The organism is Nostoc sp. JL34 (assembly GCF_017114945.1).
Lineage (GTDB): Bacteria > Cyanobacteriota > Cyanobacteriia > Cyanobacteriales > Nostocaceae > Nostoc.
Window position 1 is genome coordinate 115,769 of record NZ_JABXKQ010000175.1, and the last position, 16,443, is coordinate 132,211.

The 16,443-nt window shown below is 41.5% G+C and carries 15 protein-coding genes; 5 read left to right on the forward strand and 10 right to left on the reverse strand.

Annotated elements, in window-relative coordinates:
• Nucleotides 1-16: 16 nt before the first annotated feature.
• Nucleotides 17-928: a beta-1,6-N-acetylglucosaminyltransferase gene (locus HWQ44_RS31760; protein WP_292726199.1), complete on the forward strand. Its 912-nt coding sequence runs from the start codon at nucleotides 17-19 to the stop codon at nucleotides 926-928.
• A gap of 33 nt (nucleotides 929-961) precedes the next feature.
• Here HWQ44_RS31760 and HWQ44_RS31765 read toward each other — a convergent pair whose 3' ends face one another.
• The 3 genes from HWQ44_RS31765 to HWQ44_RS31775 form a co-directional block, all read right to left on the reverse strand.
• Entirely contained in the window at nucleotides 962-1,765 is an 804-nt protein-coding gene (locus HWQ44_RS31765) for a phytanoyl-CoA dioxygenase family protein (protein WP_292726202.1), read from the reverse strand.
• Between the two features lie 291 nt (nucleotides 1,766-2,056).
• Nucleotides 2,057-3,502: an MFS transporter gene (locus tag HWQ44_RS31770; protein ID WP_292726203.1), complete on the reverse strand. Its 1,446-nt coding sequence runs from the start codon at nucleotides 3,500-3,502 to the stop codon at nucleotides 2,057-2,059.
• A 594-nt stretch (nucleotides 3,503-4,096) separates the two neighbouring features.
• The gene (locus HWQ44_RS31775) at nucleotides 4,097-5,002 is read right to left on the reverse strand and encodes a phosphorylase (RefSeq protein WP_292726204.1); all 906 of its coding nucleotides are present in this window, start codon (nucleotides 5,000-5,002) and stop codon (nucleotides 4,097-4,099) included.
• Nucleotides 5,003-5,289: 287 nt separating this feature from the next.
• Here HWQ44_RS31775 and HWQ44_RS31780 point away from each other — a divergent pair, with 287 nt between their 5' ends.
• On the forward strand, nucleotides 5,290-6,555 hold the full coding sequence (locus HWQ44_RS31780; RefSeq protein ID WP_292726206.1) for an HhoA/HhoB/HtrA family serine endopeptidase: 1,266 nt from the start codon (nucleotides 5,290-5,292) through the stop codon (nucleotides 6,553-6,555).
• 355 nt (nucleotides 6,556-6,910) lie between these two features.
• Nucleotides 6,911-7,162: a hypothetical protein gene (locus HWQ44_RS31785; protein WP_292726208.1), complete on the forward strand. Its 252-nt coding sequence runs from the start codon at nucleotides 6,911-6,913 to the stop codon at nucleotides 7,160-7,162.
• A 270-nt stretch (nucleotides 7,163-7,432) separates the two neighbouring features.
• Here the strand turns inward: HWQ44_RS31785 and aroF are convergent, their stop codons facing one another.
• From aroF to HWQ44_RS31810, 5 genes are all read right to left on the reverse strand, one after another.
• Complete coding sequence (aroF, locus tag HWQ44_RS31790) at nucleotides 7,433-8,491, reverse strand: 3-deoxy-7-phosphoheptulonate synthase (protein WP_292726210.1); 1,059 nt, start codon at nucleotides 8,489-8,491, stop codon at nucleotides 7,433-7,435.
• 282 nt (nucleotides 8,492-8,773) lie between these two features.
• Nucleotides 8,774-9,244, reverse strand: a complete 471-nt coding sequence (locus tag HWQ44_RS31795) for a PAM68 family protein (protein ID WP_292726212.1) — start codon at nucleotides 9,242-9,244, stop codon at nucleotides 8,774-8,776.
• A gap of 11 nt (nucleotides 9,245-9,255) precedes the next feature.
• Nucleotides 9,256-9,525 carry a 30S ribosomal protein S15 gene (gene rpsO, locus HWQ44_RS31800; RefSeq protein ID WP_041565894.1) on the reverse strand — a complete coding sequence of 90 codons (270 nt, stop codon included), beginning with the start codon at nucleotides 9,523-9,525 and terminating at the stop codon, nucleotides 9,256-9,258.
• Between the two features lie 342 nt (nucleotides 9,526-9,867).
• Nucleotides 9,868-10,635: a circadian clock KaiB family protein gene (locus HWQ44_RS31805; RefSeq protein WP_292726214.1), complete on the reverse strand. Its 768-nt coding sequence runs from the start codon at nucleotides 10,633-10,635 to the stop codon at nucleotides 9,868-9,870.
• A gap of 235 nt (nucleotides 10,636-10,870) precedes the next feature.
• Nucleotides 10,871-12,142 carry a type IV pilus twitching motility protein PilT gene (locus HWQ44_RS31810; protein WP_292726216.1) on the reverse strand — a complete coding sequence of 424 codons (1,272 nt, stop codon included), beginning with the start codon at nucleotides 12,140-12,142 and terminating at the stop codon, nucleotides 10,871-10,873.
• 729 nt (nucleotides 12,143-12,871) lie between these two features.
• Between HWQ44_RS31810 and HWQ44_RS31815 the strand changes: the two genes are divergently transcribed.
• Together HWQ44_RS31815 and wecB are read left to right on the forward strand one after the other, a co-directional pair.
• Complete coding sequence (locus HWQ44_RS31815; protein WP_292726218.1) at nucleotides 12,872-13,243, forward strand: hypothetical protein; 372 nt, start codon at nucleotides 12,872-12,874, stop codon at nucleotides 13,241-13,243.
• A gap of 252 nt (nucleotides 13,244-13,495) precedes the next feature.
• Nucleotides 13,496-14,626, forward strand: a complete 1,131-nt coding sequence (wecB, locus tag HWQ44_RS31820) for a non-hydrolyzing UDP-N-acetylglucosamine 2-epimerase (protein WP_292726220.1) — start codon at nucleotides 13,496-13,498, stop codon at nucleotides 14,624-14,626.
• Nucleotides 14,627-14,954: 328 nt separating this feature from the next.
• Here wecB and HWQ44_RS31825 read toward each other — a convergent pair whose 3' ends face one another.
• Together HWQ44_RS31825 and HWQ44_RS31830 are read right to left on the reverse strand one after the other, a co-directional pair.
• On the reverse strand, nucleotides 14,955-15,623 hold the full coding sequence (locus tag HWQ44_RS31825) for a peptidoglycan-binding domain-containing protein (RefSeq protein ID WP_292726222.1): 669 nt from the start codon (nucleotides 15,621-15,623) through the stop codon (nucleotides 14,955-14,957).
• A 211-nt stretch (nucleotides 15,624-15,834) separates the two neighbouring features.
• Entirely contained in the window at nucleotides 15,835-16,296 is a 462-nt protein-coding gene (locus HWQ44_RS31830) for a response regulator (RefSeq protein WP_335043532.1), read from the reverse strand.
• Nucleotides 16,297-16,443 lie beyond the last annotated feature (147 nt).

Below are 16,443 nucleotides of genomic sequence, written 5' to 3' on the forward strand. Positions count from 1 at the left end.
CATACAATTTAAGCAAATGTCTAATTATCCTAGTAATTCAATAGGTTTTATTTTACTCACTCATACAAAACCTCTACAAATTTACAGGTTAATCAATAAGTTAAATAGGATGTTTAACTATCCTGTAATTGTGTGTCATCATGATTTTTCAAAATGCGATTTATCTGTAGATACTCTGTCAAAAAATGTGTTCTTAGTACGCCCTCATATCCAGACAGAGTGGGCAAACTTTTCTTTAGTAGAAGCTCCAATACAGGCACTTAAATTAATGTATGAGGTTCCAGAACCACCGGATTGGTTTGTATTGCTTAGTGGAGCAGACTATCCCATTAAAACTGCAAGACAAATATTGGATGATTTAGCCTCAAGCTCATTTGATGCTTATATTCAGTATGAACAAATCACATATAAGACTTATAAACATGATTTAAAACCAAATATGTTATGGCTGAAAAATTCCTACCAACGATACTGTACAAAGTCGTTTGATTTTAATTACTCAAAAAAATATTTTACTAACCTGAATATAGAAATCCGCTTAGAACATCCGCTATTAACAAAACCTTTCCTTCCTTTTTCAAAAAAAATTGCTTGTTTCAGTGGAAGTCAATGGTTTTGTGCCAATAGCAAAGCTGCTAAGTACATTATCGATTTTCACAGCAAGAGAAATGCATTAACCTTGTATTACAGTAAGCTGAAATATGCAGATGAGTCGTATTTTCAAACTGTACTTGCTAATGCACCTCATCTCAAGCTGCAAAACGACCGTCGCCGCTATATTGATTGGTCGGACGGAGGCTGTCATCCAAAGACATTGCTTATGGAAGACTTGCCAAATTTGATCGCATCATCTGCTCATTTTGCTCGGAAATTTGACATTGATATAGATAGCAACATTCTTAATGAACTTGATAGAATTACATCCTAGCGGCTCATATCTAGTTGAAGACTTTTTATTAGATTAGCGATGCAGTTCAATTCTAGGAAATATATCGCAGTCTATCGGCTCACCAGCTTTTTTGGCTTTGAATGAATTAAATTCTGGTAGATCAATTTCATTAAAAGGTCTAAAAGGCCATGCATTTGGGCGCTGATAGTAAGTAACATCATCGCCAGTCCAATTCGTGACTACTGCACGTCGTTGTGTGGAAGATATGTTAGTTACTGAATGATGAATTGTCAAAAAATGATGAACTAAGCAATCTCCAGGCTCCATATCCCAAGACAAAATCTCGTGAGGCTGTGGCTCTGCAAACCAGGAGGGATTTGATCCTTCACGTAACTCTTTGCCCCATCGATGAGAGGCTTTGATGTACTCTAATCGACCATTTTCTTGGTTAACACTATCTAAAGCTAGCCAAATTTTACAACACTGCCAGCCTTGTATCGGCCAGTAAGGTAGGTCGTTATGCCAGCCGACACGGCTGTTTGCTTTCGGCTTTTTAACAAAAAAACCGTCAGCCAAAAAGTTCAGTTTTTCCGATTTCAAAACTTGAGCAGCGAGCGTTACTAGCGGAGATTCAAAAGCCAAAGCACGGAAATCAGTATCAGTGAGCCATAAGCTACTGGCATGTTCCACACGACCTTCTGCTCTGGGGATGCCCTTAACTTCTAGAGGGCCAGGGATTAATACATTCTTGTCAACAGCTGCTCGCATCCGTTCTACCCAGATGTTATCCAAAACATTTTTAACGCAGATAACACCGTCTTGCTCGAAAGCTTCAACTTGTTGGAGGCTAATTTTTGATGTGTTTACCTTGAGCATCGTAACTTTTTCAGATTTTGAAATTTAACTGTTTTGGATCAGATAAACTAATTGGCATTCAAATTGCATATTGAAACAGAAGTTACCACCAGAATGCAAACTAAATGCATATCAGCTTATGTAATAACAGATTTCTAAAACCTGCTTTACTGACATGAACTTTGTCACTATGTCACAAAACTTTTTCAGTATAGAGTAAAGATGTAAGTTAGCAGTTCTTTCTATAGGTGGAGAAATCTCCAATCTGAGTGCGACATTGTTTGTTCACATTTGCAACCAACAAATTTCACTCTAACTACCCAAATCTTTTTTAACAATGAGAGGGACAAGTGATGCTAATCGTAATATACCAGATACAACAAACACTTCAGCTATGCCAAAAGACCCAGCAAATTGAGCAATGAAGCCACCTATAGTTGCTCCTAAAGCCCCACTTGCCCCAGCAACAGCTGCTGCGATCGCAAAATAGATAGACTGATTTTTAACTGGTGCAATCTCTATCTGGAGATTGTTGTTACACAAGTCAACTCCTCCCCAATTAGCCCCAATAAAAATGTGTAACAGCGGTAACCACAACCAGAGGTCGAGAGGACTAGAACCCATCCTCAGCCACAGCCAGGGTATGACTGCAATTAGAATTCCAGTAGTAATTAGAATCGGACGATTGCCTATTTTATCTGCTAATCTACCCCACACGATGAGCATTAGCATGTGTGCCCCTGCTCGCAGGCTGTTGTAGAAAGTTACCCAACTTACATCCAGGTTCAGCGTATCTAGCAAGTAGAGGTTGAAAAACGGGGCACTCAGGTTAACAGCAAACGTCCATGAGCCGAAATAAAGCAGAAACACCAAAAAATTAGAGTTTTTCCAAATGCTGCTATCTATATGGTTTTGAGGAGTTGGTATTTGTGGCAGACTGATTGCTTCAGATATCTCACCAGGTTCATTTGGTACTGAGTCTGACTTAATCTCAGTTGTTTGAGATGAGTTAGCATAATAAGTATTTTGTAATTGGGGATTCATATCTACCTGGAAATACTGACACCCCAAGCTCACAATTCCAAAGAAAATGCCTAAGAACAAAATCACTCCATAACCTTGGATAGATCCCCCATACCAATGTGATACAGCTAGACCAGCTATTGGCAAGGTGACCAACTCGGTGAAGTTGGCAATACTATTGCGTAGCCCGAAATATCTACCTCGCAATTGCCGTGGTACTAACATTGCTATCCAACTTAACCACGATGCAGCTCCTAGTCCTCCTATAAAATGGCTGCATACGAGAATCAAAAGTGACAATATCACTAATTGGTTGGAATTAAGCCCTCCTCCACTAAAGCTAACAATGCCAATTACTAAAATCAGCCACAGTAGCCGAGCAATCCCATGAGTACGAAGGGAATACTGAAAGCGGCTAGTGCTGCGTTCAGACAGATAAGCACCCATCGGCTGAAACAGATTCACCAACATGGGGATAGAACTCACCATGCCAAATACTACCGGAGTGGCATCCAACTCCACCAAGAAATTACCTAGCAAAATTCCGCCAGTGCCAATAGAGAAGACTGCTGCGAAAACACCATCGACAGTGGAAGCCCTCAAACTGGTGCGAATAGCATCTTTAGAAATACGAGGAGTGGATGTTGAGGTAGGAGAGAGTGTTATTGGTGGTGAAGCAATCTGAGCAATTTCTATAGAAAGAGGCGCACCTGTTTCAATCTGAGAAGAATCCATAAATCTAGTATTTAAGAAAATAATAGCAAAGCATCCTAAATAAAAGTTTAACTGGACTCACCACACAGAAGTTAAGTTGTTATTGTTTTTCACTCTCGCGCACTCTCAAAAAAATCAAAAACAACAAGACTAGGGAAAAGTTTTATACCTTGAAAAGCCTGAGTAATAATTTGAGATTGATATCAGGTTGGTTAAATACTTATAACATCTCTAGGTTGGGTTGAGGAACGAAACCCAACGCTTGATCCTTGTTCATGTTGGGTTTCACTGCCATTCAACCCAACCTACATTGATAAATTTTATTATTAGTAATCACCCGAACTTGATATGACTCAGCAAAAAACCTTACCTGGCTAACATTCTTGTTAAAGGAGCTAGAACGTTTTGATTCCTTCAATAGCAAATCCTGCTCGGTTTTTGGATTTTAAACTGGAATTTTATTTGAGGAAAAGGTTAAAGTGTAAAGGTTTTTTCTTTCCCCTTTTCCCCAAAACCCGACAAGTCTTGCCGACAATAAAACTTTTAAAACATCGTTTTAGGGCTGTAGATATCACTTGTTTAAGTAGGTACGAACTTTTAAAGAGAGACATCGCACTAACTTAATGAGGATACAGCAACATTTTTGAGGATGGTCATCGGCCCTTGAGCTTTGAGAATCTCCATTTCTGCTGCATTTCGCACTAGCAAAGCCCCAGCGAATCCTAGTGAATTTACAGAGATAGACTGAAAATGCTCCTGCGATCGCGGTACGATCAACATCCATTCTCGTGTCGCTAGCAGATTGTAAGCACCAAATTGTCTGGCATCTAAACCCACGGCATGACGCAAGGTGCGATAAACTTCCAGTGTTGCTTGGCCCCCTACGAATGGCGACTGCACCCAATCAGGATCTAGGGGTGCAAAAGCGTGTATAAAAGGAAGTTTTACTGAAGTTACGCTTGAGTCCTGAAATTTTGCTGCCCTCAGTAGAGGTTCAATAGGTATCTTCGACCCTGAAGGTGCAAGTGGTAGGGGAACTAATTGTAAGTGCTTGTGTCGCTGACTAGCACCTGCGGTTTTGCCACTGTTGTAAAATGCTAAACCATCGAAATCAGCTAAACACACCCACATAGCAGTAAAATCTTCTAGGGTGAGTAAGCTTTCCTGTTCCTCGAAACCACGGGTGATGATTAGCTGGTGATAATCAACAACATTGAATTTATTTAAAATACATACATGGGTATCGGAAATATCCGCTACAAATAAATCCTTTTCGTAGGGCAAGAAAGGATTAAATTCTTGACCAGATTTCGCAGATTGTTTTTTCTGTTTTTCGTCGGCTGTTTTTTTACGATTCAGGTTAGACAAAATCCGTACTAAAAAGCGCACGTTATCCTGTTCGACAAATTCAAATTCCGTTGGTATCGACAGCAACGCCCCACATTGTAAAGCATGTTCCGTCTGCTGTTTGACACTTGTCCATAAAGTACCAGGCTTAAGTAAGATTTTCCCCTGTGCCATTTTATTCCTTCAGGCATGGATGGAACACGCGATCGGGGCACACATTTGTGTGCCCTTACGAATGACTATATTCCAATACAGTTCAGTTACAGCGCTTTTCAAGTAATTAAACTACACCACTCCCTACTCCCCGGCTCAATTGTGGTCTAAATGCCTGAAAAATGCAGTAAGGTTAGATGCGATAGGTAAAATACCAAACCTTTCACAACAATGCAATACCTCCGCAACAAAACTGTCATAAATAATATCTACATTAGTAATACATCTAAATATCCTTCCAGACAGTAATGCAAAACCAATCTCGCGATGGAGAACACCCATCAAATAGCATTTTATCCAACACTGCTGACACTAAATACCACAATCGAGCACCCTGGAAAAAGGCTGCCGCCTCTCTATCGCTGGTGCTACTGGGATCGGGTATGACATTAGCAGGTGGCTATATGGCTGGACATTCTCAGCAGGTGTCTGAGAGTGCATCTAATTTGGCAGTGAGTCGAGTCAATGCCGCTCCTCCATTGCCAGCAGCCACAGATCCTAATTTTGTTACACAGGTTGTGCAAAAAGTCGGGCCAGCTGTGGTGCGAATTGACTCTTCCCGAACCGTAAAAACCCAGATACCAGATGAGTTTAACGATCCTCTTTTTCAACGCTTCTTTGGCTCTCAACTACCAGAACAACAACAGAATCGGGTAGAACGTGGGACTGGTTCCGGTTTTATTATTAGTGCTGATGGTCGTATTCTCACCAATGCCCACGTAGTCGATGGTGCTGATACGGTGACAGTTACACTCAAAGATGGGCGTAGCTTTAAAGGAAAAGTGTTAGGAAAAGATGAGTTGACCGATGTTGCTGTCGTCAAGATTCAGGCAGATAATCTACCATTAGTAGCCTTGGGGAACTCAGATCAGCTACAACCAGGAGAATGGGCGATCGCGATCGGCAACCCCCTTGGATTAGATAATACAGTAACTACCGGAATCATCAGTGCCACCGGACGCAGTAGCAATCTAATCGGCGCTCCCGATAAGCGAGTAGAGTATATTCAAACTGACGCCGCTATTAATCCCGGTAACTCTGGCGGCCCCCTGCTAAATTCCCGTGGCCAGGTAATTGCTATGAATACAGCCATTATCCAAGGGGCACAAGGATTAGGCTTTGCTATTCCTATCAACACAGCACAACGCATTTCCAGTCAACTAATAGCTACAGGTAAAGTAGAACATCCTTACCTGGGAATTCAGATGGTGGGGTTAACACCTCAGCTAAAACAAAATATCAACTCAGATCCCAATAGCGGTTTGAGTGTGAATGAAGATAAAGGTGTATTAGTTGTAAAAGTTGTACCAAATTCACCAGCTGCAAAAGCAGGGATACGTGCTGGTGATGTGATCCAAACGCTTGGCGGTCAAGCAGTCACAGATGCTAGCAGTGTCCAAAAGGCAGTAGAAAATAGCCAAGTCGGGGGCGATTTACGTATGGAATTACGTCGCAATGGACAGAATCTTAACATAGCTGTGCAACCTGGTGCTTTCCCCACACAAGTACAATAAAAGTTTTGCTATCAATTCAGTAAAAGTGAATTTTCTGGGATAGGTATTTTGCCCGTCCCTTTTTTTTAGGTGGCAAAATTGAGTTGTAGTAACCATCTTGCCGTAAGGTAGGCACTGCCACAAACATTAAAATCGAAATTTTCGGTGTTAACAGTCCTATCCTGTAAAAATAGTTTTATTTAAAATCAAAGTCATTTTTACATTTTTTATCCATGACAATAGTCACGGTTCAACTAATTACCTTTTTCACTAGTGTATAGCTCTTTTCAGTCCTATTATTTCTTTGTCAAAGAGATTAATATTTGGCCAACTATTAATTTCTTTGCTATCAATATCATAAAAGGAAGGTTTGCGAATGAGTATTAAAAGAATCCTTGCTACTGCATCGCTGATTTTACCAATTGCTGTTACCTTTATTCCTTTTCAAGCCGATGCTCAGATCAGACGACCAGTTAGGCGATCGGTTCCAGCTAGAATAATCAGAAGACCATTGCGAGTTAGAGTTCATACCCCTGTTCAAGCGAGAAGGAGGATATTGGTTCCTGGACGTTGGGTGCAAACAAATCGTGGTCGCCACTGGATACCTGCTCGCTATGTATATCGATAAAAAGTCTTACAATTGCAAAAAAATATTGTCCATCAATATTAATTGCAGATTTCTTTTTCCATAGCTTTAGTCAGTGTTTAAAAATCCCCTTTAGAAGATTTCTAAAGGGGCATTATTTCATATTTACAATAAATAGGTAGGCATAATTAAACACACAAAAAAATCCTAGTTTGTAGTGAGCAATTTATCGCTTATTCCGATTTATCAAAACTCAAGTCCTGACTACAAACTTTAATTTATTTATGCCTAGCAATAAGTTGCAACTAAATTTTAAGCTAGAGCCACTGCTGGTTGCTGCCAGCGTCCCACCGCTTTACCAATTACTGCCAATTCTTGCATCAAGTTATCGAAACGCTCTGGTGTCAGAGATTGGGGCCCGTCAGATAAAGCTTTGGCAGGATTGGGGTGAACCTCTATCATCAGGGAATCTGTACCAGCTGCGATCGCAGCCATTGCCATTGAAGGCACAAACTCAGACCAACCTACACCGTGGCTGGGGTCAATCATAATTGGCAGGTGAGTCAGCTTTCGTAACACTGGCACTACCGATAAATCCAGCGTATTTCGCGTATACTGGCGGTCGAAGGTGCGTATTCCCCTTTCACACAAAATCACATTGGGATTACCAGATGCCAAAATATACTCGGCTGCCATCAACCAATCTTCAATAGTAGCCGCCATTCCCCGCTTCAAGAGAACTGGTTTCGGCTGCGCTCCCACTTTTTTGAGTAAGGAGAAATTCTGCATATTTCTTGCCCCCACCTGGATCACGTCAGCAATTTCTGCTATTTTGTCCAGATCAGCGGCATCCATCACTTCTGTAATAATACCTAGTCCGCTCACTTCCCGCGCCTTTGCCAACAAATCTAAAGCACTCTCGCCGTGTCCTTGGAAGGCATAAGGTGAAGTCCGGGGTTTGTATGCCCCTCCGCGCAAAAATGTGGCTCCAGCTGCCTTGACACGCCGCGCCGTCTCCACAATCATTTCTTCGTTTTCTACGGAGCAGGGGCCAGCAACGACAACCAAAGGCTGGTGTTCACCAAATACCACCGCTCCATTAGGAGTATTAACCACCACTTCCGAAGCTTCGCCGTGGCGGTACTGGCGACTGGCTCGTTTGTAAGGCTGCTCTACCCGCAACACCTGCTCAATCCAGGGGCTAACTTCCTGAATTTGTAGTGGATCTAAGTTAGCAGTTTCACCTACTAGACCAATAACTACTTTGTGTTGACCAACAATTTTTTCTGGAGTTAGCCCCCAGCTAGTTAGTTCCTCATCAATGCGGTTTATTTCCGCCTCTGGAGAACCAGTTTTCATTACTATAATCATGTGAAAGTTCCTGATTAATTGAGTAAAATTTTCTGTAAATGAGCTAACTTTATTGTTGCTTATTAGCCTAATTACGAGTAGTTCAAAATAAAATTTATTTACAAAATAAATAGACAAAACATAGCGCTCAGTCAGTAGTTTTACTACTAAATAACTGTATATAGGGTATAAAAAGAATTATATAATTTTAATTAGCAATGTTGAAGTTATAAAATTTCAACTTCAACATTCACTTCTTCATTTACCCGATACCGCAGTTACGTAATACCTGAGCGCCGTTCATTATGAGTTTTTTTGCCGAGTTTCGCGCCAAGCTGCCACCATTCGTCCCCAATTGGTGTTGAACTCACCCAAACCCAGCACACTTCCGGCTTTTTCTTCATCCCAAGAGGCAGAGAGAACGCCATAAGTTATCCCTAAGACCCCCAAACCAAATAATCCCATGTTCACCAATAGCACGGCGATGGGAGGTAGTCGGATGTCAGAGTAGATAGCAAGCAGATAGCTAATAACCAGGGCGCTAATGCCCAAAGCTGTTGGTACACCAGAGAACCCAGCTACCCTTCGGATCATCCGCTGGCTGACTACTTGGGGAATTGCCATCTCTTGTTTGGTGTAAGGCGCTTTTTTATCAGCCTGTTTGGCAGATTCTTGTGGCTGTGCTGCTGGTTTACTTTGAGTTTTAGCGGGTTTTTGGCGCTTTTTGTTTGGTTCAAAGGGCAAGCGACTGCGTTCAGATTCTTCAGCAGACATAAGCGGTAGTCCTATCCACGAATACCGAGGCGAGCAATCAAAGCTTGATATTTTTCCCGGCTTTCCTGCGATATATAAGCTAGAAGACGCTTGCGCTGACCAATTAGCTTCAACAGTCCCCGGCGGGAAGAATGGTCTTTTTTATTTGCCTGAAGATGTTCGCTGAGGCGGTTAATGCGCTCAGTGAGCATGGCAACTTGGACATCGGCCGAGCCAGTGTCGGTTTCGTGAACTTGGTAATTGGAAATTATTTCTTGTTTCCGCAGTTGCGTGAGGGCCATGATCGATTCAGTTTCTAGTTTTTCTAAATGTATGCAGCAGTCTCCCATAATATCACAGCCCTCAAGCTGGATGATGGAATCACCTTTACTGTCCTAATTTGTATTATTTAATACCTAGCACTTGAGAATCCAAACCTTTACTATACTTGGTTTCAATTCCTATTAAAGATTTTAGTTAATTGCAATGTAAATACCGTCATCAGCCTACATGAGGTGCGCGGATGGTTTAAAGATGCTACAGCCCTCAAGTTCTTGCATATATGGCAATCTAGCCATTTTTGTGTCACCCCTTCACCGACATCTACCTATCCGCGCACTTGACAAACAAACTAGTGTGATTATTTAAATTTTTTCCTTAGCAGCTAACATTTGTAAAATCTTTTCTACATGATCCAACTCTCCAACGATTCGCCGAATTGGGTGAGGCCAAACCTTGACAAGGGTAGGAGTTGCAGAAACCTGATTGAGTTCTGCTTGTTCTGGATGACTTAAAACATCAATCACCTTCAGAGTATAAGGATGTCCAAGCGATCGCTCTAACAATTCGTGTAGATTCTGAAGGATGCGTTCAGTAGTACTGCTATGTCCTGCAACAAATAAGCGGAGAACATAGCCTTGTGTGATTGCTTCTTTTTTTTGTACTATGACTGGTTGATGGTATTTTGGCACAGGTTCAGAAAGGTCTAGACGGACAATTAAATCGTGATCCTCCCAAAGCTGCGGGAATGAGGAACGATAAGTTGTTAAGACCATGCGATCGCACAACCCCTCCTGCCAAGGAGCTGCTTGCCATACTAACTCCCCTGTGCCAAAAATGGCATTAAGCAAAGCTTGATGTCTAATTACAGCCGGATAAGCTTCAGCAAAAGTTCGCACTTGTTCAGTACGCGGATCTAACCAGTTGTCAATAGTTGCAGTATAACAAGGTACTAAAAAATGTGGCGGCTCTGGTAAATCTAGAATTTCCTGCAAAGCCGAGCACAAATGCAAATGCCATCGACCTTGCTTGCTAGGGTCGATACAGTAAATTAAATCTCCTCCAGGTGTAAATAGCGCAATGCCTTTAAACAACTGGGGTGTAGATAGTTTGTTTGTCGTTAAGTTATTCACAGAGGTTAGGAAGCTAAAAGTAAGAAATTATCTCTTTTACCTTTTACCTTAGCTATAACCGCAACCAGGATCAGAAAGATATTTGGGACTAGGGACTAGGGACTGGGGACTAGGGACTGGGGACTAGGGATTAGGGACTGGGTGAAGATGAGGGGGATGAGGGAAAATTACTGACACTAAATATTGACCAGTCCCCAATACCCAATCCCCAGCCCCCAATCCCCAGTCCCCAATCTTAAACTCGACCTCGGAGAAACTGCGCCATTTCGTTAGGAGTTGGCGACATTTCTAAAGCAGTTTCTTCAGTGATGCGACCGTCTTGATAGAGATTGAGCAACGACTGATTCATCGTAATCATGCCGTCAAAGCTAGCTTGTTTCATCAACTCGCCAATTTCATCATACTTACCGTCTTTGATCCATTCTTTAATAGCCTCAGTATTGATCAGCACATCGTGGAAGGCAGCCCGCTTACCGTCAGTTGTGCGGCACAAACCTTGGGCAATGACTGACACTAAAGACTCAGAAATTGCCACCCGCATTGCATCCTGTTCGTCACCAGAATAGAGGTTAAGAATCCGCTCAATGGTTTTGACAGCGCTATTGGTGTGTAGGGTTCCCATGACCAAGTGACCAGTCTGAGCGGCTTTTAGGGCAGTGTTGACTGTTTCTTTATCCCGCATTTCCCCTACCAGAATCAAATCTGGGTCTTCCCGCAAAGCTGCTTTCAAAGCGTTGTCAAATTTCCGGGTATGCATTCCCACTTCCCGCTGTTTAACTAAAGACTTGCGGCTTTGATGGACAAATTCTATCGGGTCTTCAATGGTAATGATATGTTTGGCCATCTCCTTGTTGATGTAGTCAACCATCGCTGCCATTGTGGTAGATTTACCAGAACCAGTGGGCCCAGTCACCAAAATTAAACCTTTGTGGTGATGACAAATATCCCGAAAAACTGGGGGTAAATTCAACTGTTCCATAGTTAAGATTTTCAGCGGAATCAAGCGCAACACCATTGCCGAGCCTTTGAGGGAGCCAAAAACATTAATCCGCACGCGAGCAAAATCGTATTGAGTTGCTCCGTCAAATTCTAAGTGTTCTTCAAAGCGCTGAATTTCCCCTTCACTCATCACCTCCCGCAACCAATTCGTAAAAGCTTCTTTATCTGTTTCTGGATAATCCGTTGATTGAATTTCTCCTCGGCTGCGGAAGCGGGGTACTTCACCTACACCCAAGTGCAAGTCAGAATATCCCTGATCGTAAGCTTCTCTGATTAGCTTCGCTAAAGTGGGCCCCGCACTGCTGCTTTGAGGGCGAGATGAAGTAGGTATTGGCGGTGGACTACCTGGACGATGACCTGCAATAGGCGGGTTGGTTGACATATCCAATGTTTGTGTCATCTGCCGCTGCGTACTAAAGGTTGGGGTTGGCGGTGGCGGCGGTGGCATTGGTGGCAGGTTACGTTCGGTAGCAGTGTTAGAAGTTAATGGGGACTGTGATTCTGTCATATATATTCACATTTGGCAGTTAAAAAGTTGAATTAACGAGAAGTCAAGTCACTTGCTTTGATGACTTTTGGAGAATGCTTGCCTGCAAGCCCTAGTGGTGATGAGAGACGATTGAAACTCTAGAATTACTGTCAATCCATTTCATCCACCTCAATTGGTATCTTTTTGTTTCTGAGATTCCACTACTCAGAAGATTTAGAGAAATTATTTAAGCTATCTAAACTGGTTTAACATACGCAATGGCTTAAAACACCCTAGTATATGTACATAGAAGGAGAGTATTTTATAGAACTTTAATTTTTAAGGTAAATATTCTCAGTCCTTAGATGAGAAATTTATCCCAGGTATGAATCCGAATTGCCAGCAATTAACAGCACAAATACTAGCAGATCATTTATTCAGCCTATATATGAATTATGAGAACCACTACTAGTTTTTATAAGAAATGTTAAGTTGAATAGGAGTAATGTCCTGGGGATCAAGGTTAAAGGCTTATACCTTTTAGGTTATATGCCTGAAGGTAGATGCAGAAAATGAGCTTTTTTAATAGATAGAAACTTGACTTTATATCCATAATTACAAAAAATTAACTGTAAACTTTAGTAAACAAATGCTCATTTTCCCAATTAGTTTTTATATACTGAATTTCACTGAAACAATTCAGTTTACTCGCCAAAAGCGAGATATGACTGAAATTAAAATATGCTGTGTATTTTAGGAGGAAAAGTCATGGTTTCTGCTCAAAGCTCTAATCTAGGAAAGACCTACTCCTTGTTGATGATTAAAAGCTTTTTAATATGGACTTTTACATTAGCAGTATGCTTGTTGGTTGTGGGTTTTCCACTAGTTGTCTTAATGGCTACGGTCGGATGTCTGTTGTCGATTATCTTGCAATCTGTGATGCCTGTTAGTGCGGTTTTGCTTGTTGCAGGCGCTTTAATAATGTTTAATGTCATGGCAGTTGTATTGGCTGCGGGTGTGCTTACTCTTAAAGGAGTTCATCCTAATGAAGTTAAATGGTTAAGCTGGCTGCATGGAGAGGCAGACCAAATGCAGGCTACTGTTTACGCTGCTTGCCCTTTAACTTGTGAGATTAAGTAGTCATTACAAGTGAATTCGATAAACAGTGCGTCTGCCCGGTTAAGCCGGGTTTTTTCATGCCTTTTATGATTTGAACTTATAGTTGAATTTCGACAAACAGTGCATTTGCCCGGTTAAGCCGGGTTTTTTTATATTTTGTGTGATTTATCCATTTATATTTATGGTTTATGTGATGATTGACCGCCAACTATTGACTATTGACCATAGACCATTGACTATAACCATTGGCAAATTACAGATGACTAATGACTAATGACTAATCAAAAACGCGTTTGCATTATCTTAGGGACTCGCCCGGAAGCGATTAAACTAGCTCCAGTCATTCAGGTTTTCCAGAAGTCTTCAGGTTTTGAGTTGCAAGTAATTCTAACTGGACAGCATCGGGAGATGGTTGAGCAAGTTATGCAACTGTTTAATATCAAGTCAGATTATAACTTGGAAATTATGCAGGTTCAGCAATCTCTAAATGATATTACCTGCCGCAGTTTACAAGGTTTAGAAGCATTATTCCAGGTGGAAAAGCCAGATTTAGTGCTGGTGCAGGGAGATACTACCACGGCTTTTGCCGCAGCTTTGGCAGCTTTTTATCAAAAAATCCCTGTTGGTCATGTAGAAGCAGGGTTAAGAACTGATGATATATTCAATCCTTACCCAGAAGAAGCTAATCGGCGGTTGATTTCTCAAATTACTCAGTTGCACTTTGCGCCGACTCCTTGGGCTGTGGAAAACTTGCATCGTTCTGGTGTTTTGGGTGAAATTCACATGACGGGTAACACGGTAATTGATGCATTGTTGAATGTAGCTGCAACCCAAGTAGTTTGTAATATACCAGGTTTAAACTGGGAATCGTATCGCGTTCTATTAGCAACAGTTCATCGGCGAGAGAATTGGGGAGAACCTCTGTTAGCGATCGCTCAGGGCTTTTTACAAATTTTAGATAAGTTTCCTGATACAGCTTTGCTCTTACCATTGCACCGCAATCCGACGGTGCGAGTCCCGTTGGAAGCGCTGTTAGGGAATCATCCCCGAATTTTCTTGACAGAACCTCTAGATTATGGCGAATTGGTGGGTGCAATTGAGCGATCGCATCTTTTGCTGACTGACTCTGGTGGCTTGCAAGAAGAAGCCCCCAGCTTGGGAAAACCAGTATTAGTTTTGAGAGATACCACCGAAAGACCAGAGGCTGTTGTAGCGGGTACAGCCAAACTTGTAGGCACTACGAGTGAGAATATTTTTGCAGCTGCTGCGGAGTTACTCAGTGAACCAGATGCCTATGAAGCAATGGCAAATGCAATCAATCCCTTTGGGGATGGTCATGCAGCAGAGCGCATTTTGCAGATTGTACAAAATTACTTGGGTATTTCATCAGAAATATCAACTTAGCAACTTAAGATTCAACAAAATGCCAAATTTCTGTTTTTTAGGGTGCATAAAATCGGCTTTTATCCCGGTTTTTCATTTTTACCACCTTCCCGCAGGGTAGGGAACTAGCTGTGGCTCCAAATCATCCGGGGTTGAATCCCCTGAAAAGCTCCTCCTACCTCCTGCCTCCTTCAACAGTTCTTTCTTGTGGGGTGAGGTCGTCTTACCCGCCTGATGACGGGCGAGACGCTGCGAAGTTTTGATTTAAGTTCCTGATTTCTGATTTCTCTTTATCCTGCAAGAAAACAGCTAGAACTTGGAAAGGAGATTTTTCAAGGGTGGCTTCTGGCTAAATACCAAGAGCTGCTCGAGTTTCGGGGCCTACAACACCATCTACAAGTAAACCTTTACTTTCCTGAAAGTTTCGGACTCGGCTAACAGTTTCTTGACCGTAAATTCCATCAACGGTGAGATTACCTAAAGCTGTTTGAACGTCTCTGACAAGCAGACCTTTAGAACCAGGGGTAAGAATCACCGAACCACCGACACCACCAGGTGTAGTCACAGAAGGATTGTTAGGTTTATCACCAATCCATCGGGCAAAAACGTATCTACCCGTAGAAAGCCTAGCAAAACCGTTTTCATACCTTTCAATCGCTGGAAGTGTTGCGCCATTTGATACACAGTCTACATAAGAGTAGTTAGTGCTTGGGCCTGTACGGATACGTAAACAACTACCGTTAGTTTTTACATACGCAGCCGAACTCATTTCAATTTGGGTTACAGCAACAAGTAATACACCAACACCAGCTAAAGCTAACCAAGCCGAAGATTTAAGTAGTTTTTTCCAATTGAATTTATATTTGCTATTTTCAGATGTCTCTTCTTTAGTAATAACTATATCGGAAGATTCAAGAGATTTTTTCCAATTCCATTGAAATTTGGAGGAATTAGATTTGGTGTTTCCAGATGCCTCTTCTTGAGCAATAAACATCTGGGAATAGGCAAGATATTCCATAACATGCTCCTTTATATGAAAAAATGAGTCCTCACAGAGAATTACTTGGTTATTCTCTGTATATATTCTTAGTATATTTTATATCATTGTGCTTTTAATAGATTTTTACTGGTAGCAAAATTAAAAAAAGTAAAAATAGTCAAAAGTTCATGAGAAAATGCGATGTTGACGACGAGCTACGTCAACATCGCATTTTCAAAATAAATAAAATTTAGTTAAAGCTTTCTTGACTACTGGCTTGTCCCTGCTTGTGTTCAAAGATATCAAAGTATTGTCCAAGTCCAGCTAAACTAGTAACCGCTGAAGCTAACTCGCCTAAGTCTATCGGCTTGCATTGGTATATATCATAACCTGCTAATAATGCACGTTTATGCTCTTCCTCAAAAGCAGATGCCGTCAGAGCAATAGCTGGAATCTTTCTGCCTCGTTTTGCTTCCAAATTTCTGACCTTCATGAGCAGTGAGTAGCCATCTTCATCAGGTAAGCAAATGTCACTAATTAGGATGTCTGGCTTAAAAAATGACATTATTTTTAGAGCCTCGTCTGCTGAAGCAGCTGTCATCACCTTTGCTCCGTCTAATTCAAATAGGAACGTAAGTAATATTCTCGTATCAGAGTCGTCATCAACAACGAGCAATCGTAGACTTTTAAAACACATCGATTCATTAGACATTATTCTCACCGCCCTGTAGCTCAAAGATTTGGAGTAGCGATCACATCAATAAGCATGTATTTGTCAATCCTATTTGATGTATACTTTCCCAAATATAGGACTAGTATTTGATTTCTGAAAAAGCTCCGTACATTTGAAGAGTCGCAA

Excerpts from the sequence above, each read along its gene's own strand:
- HWQ44_RS31775 (WP_292726204.1), bottom strand. The coding sequence starts at position 5,002 with ATGGCACAGGGGAAAATCTTACTTAAGCCTGGTACTTTATGGACAAGT.
- HWQ44_RS31830 (WP_335043532.1), bottom strand. The coding sequence starts at position 16,296 with ATGTCTAATGAATCGATGTGTTTTAAAAGTCTACGATTGCTCGTTGTT.
- rpsO (WP_041565894.1), bottom strand. The coding sequence starts at position 9,525 with ATGGCCCTCACGCAACTGCGGAAACAAGAAATAATTTCCAATTACCAA.
- HWQ44_RS31780 (WP_292726206.1), top strand. The coding sequence starts at position 5,290 with ATGCAAAACCAATCTCGCGATGGAGAACACCCATCAAATAGCATTTTA.
- wecB (WP_292726220.1), top strand. The coding sequence starts at position 13,496 with ATGACTAATCAAAAACGCGTTTGCATTATCTTAGGGACTCGCCCGGAA.
- HWQ44_RS31795 (WP_292726212.1), bottom strand. The coding sequence starts at position 9,244 with ATGTCTGCTGAAGAATCTGAACGCAGTCGCTTGCCCTTTGAACCAAAC.
- HWQ44_RS31770 (WP_292726203.1), bottom strand. The coding sequence starts at position 3,502 with ATGGATTCTTCTCAGATTGAAACAGGTGCGCCTCTTTCTATAGAAATT.
- HWQ44_RS31765 (WP_292726202.1), bottom strand. The coding sequence starts at position 1,765 with ATGCTCAAGGTAAACACATCAAAAATTAGCCTCCAACAAGTTGAAGCT.
- HWQ44_RS31815 (WP_292726218.1), top strand. The coding sequence starts at position 12,872 with ATGGTTTCTGCTCAAAGCTCTAATCTAGGAAAGACCTACTCCTTGTTG.
- HWQ44_RS31825 (WP_292726222.1), bottom strand. The coding sequence starts at position 15,623 with ATGGAATATCTTGCCTATTCCCAGATGTTTATTGCTCAAGAAGAGGCA.
- HWQ44_RS31760 (WP_292726199.1), top strand. The coding sequence starts at position 17 with ATGTCTAATTATCCTAGTAATTCAATAGGTTTTATTTTACTCACTCAT.
- HWQ44_RS31810 (WP_292726216.1), bottom strand. The coding sequence starts at position 12,142 with ATGACAGAATCACAGTCCCCATTAACTTCTAACACTGCTACCGAACGT.
- HWQ44_RS31785 (WP_292726208.1), top strand. The coding sequence starts at position 6,911 with ATGAGTATTAAAAGAATCCTTGCTACTGCATCGCTGATTTTACCAATT.
- aroF (WP_292726210.1), bottom strand. The coding sequence starts at position 8,491 with ATGATTATAGTAATGAAAACTGGTTCTCCAGAGGCGGAAATAAACCGC.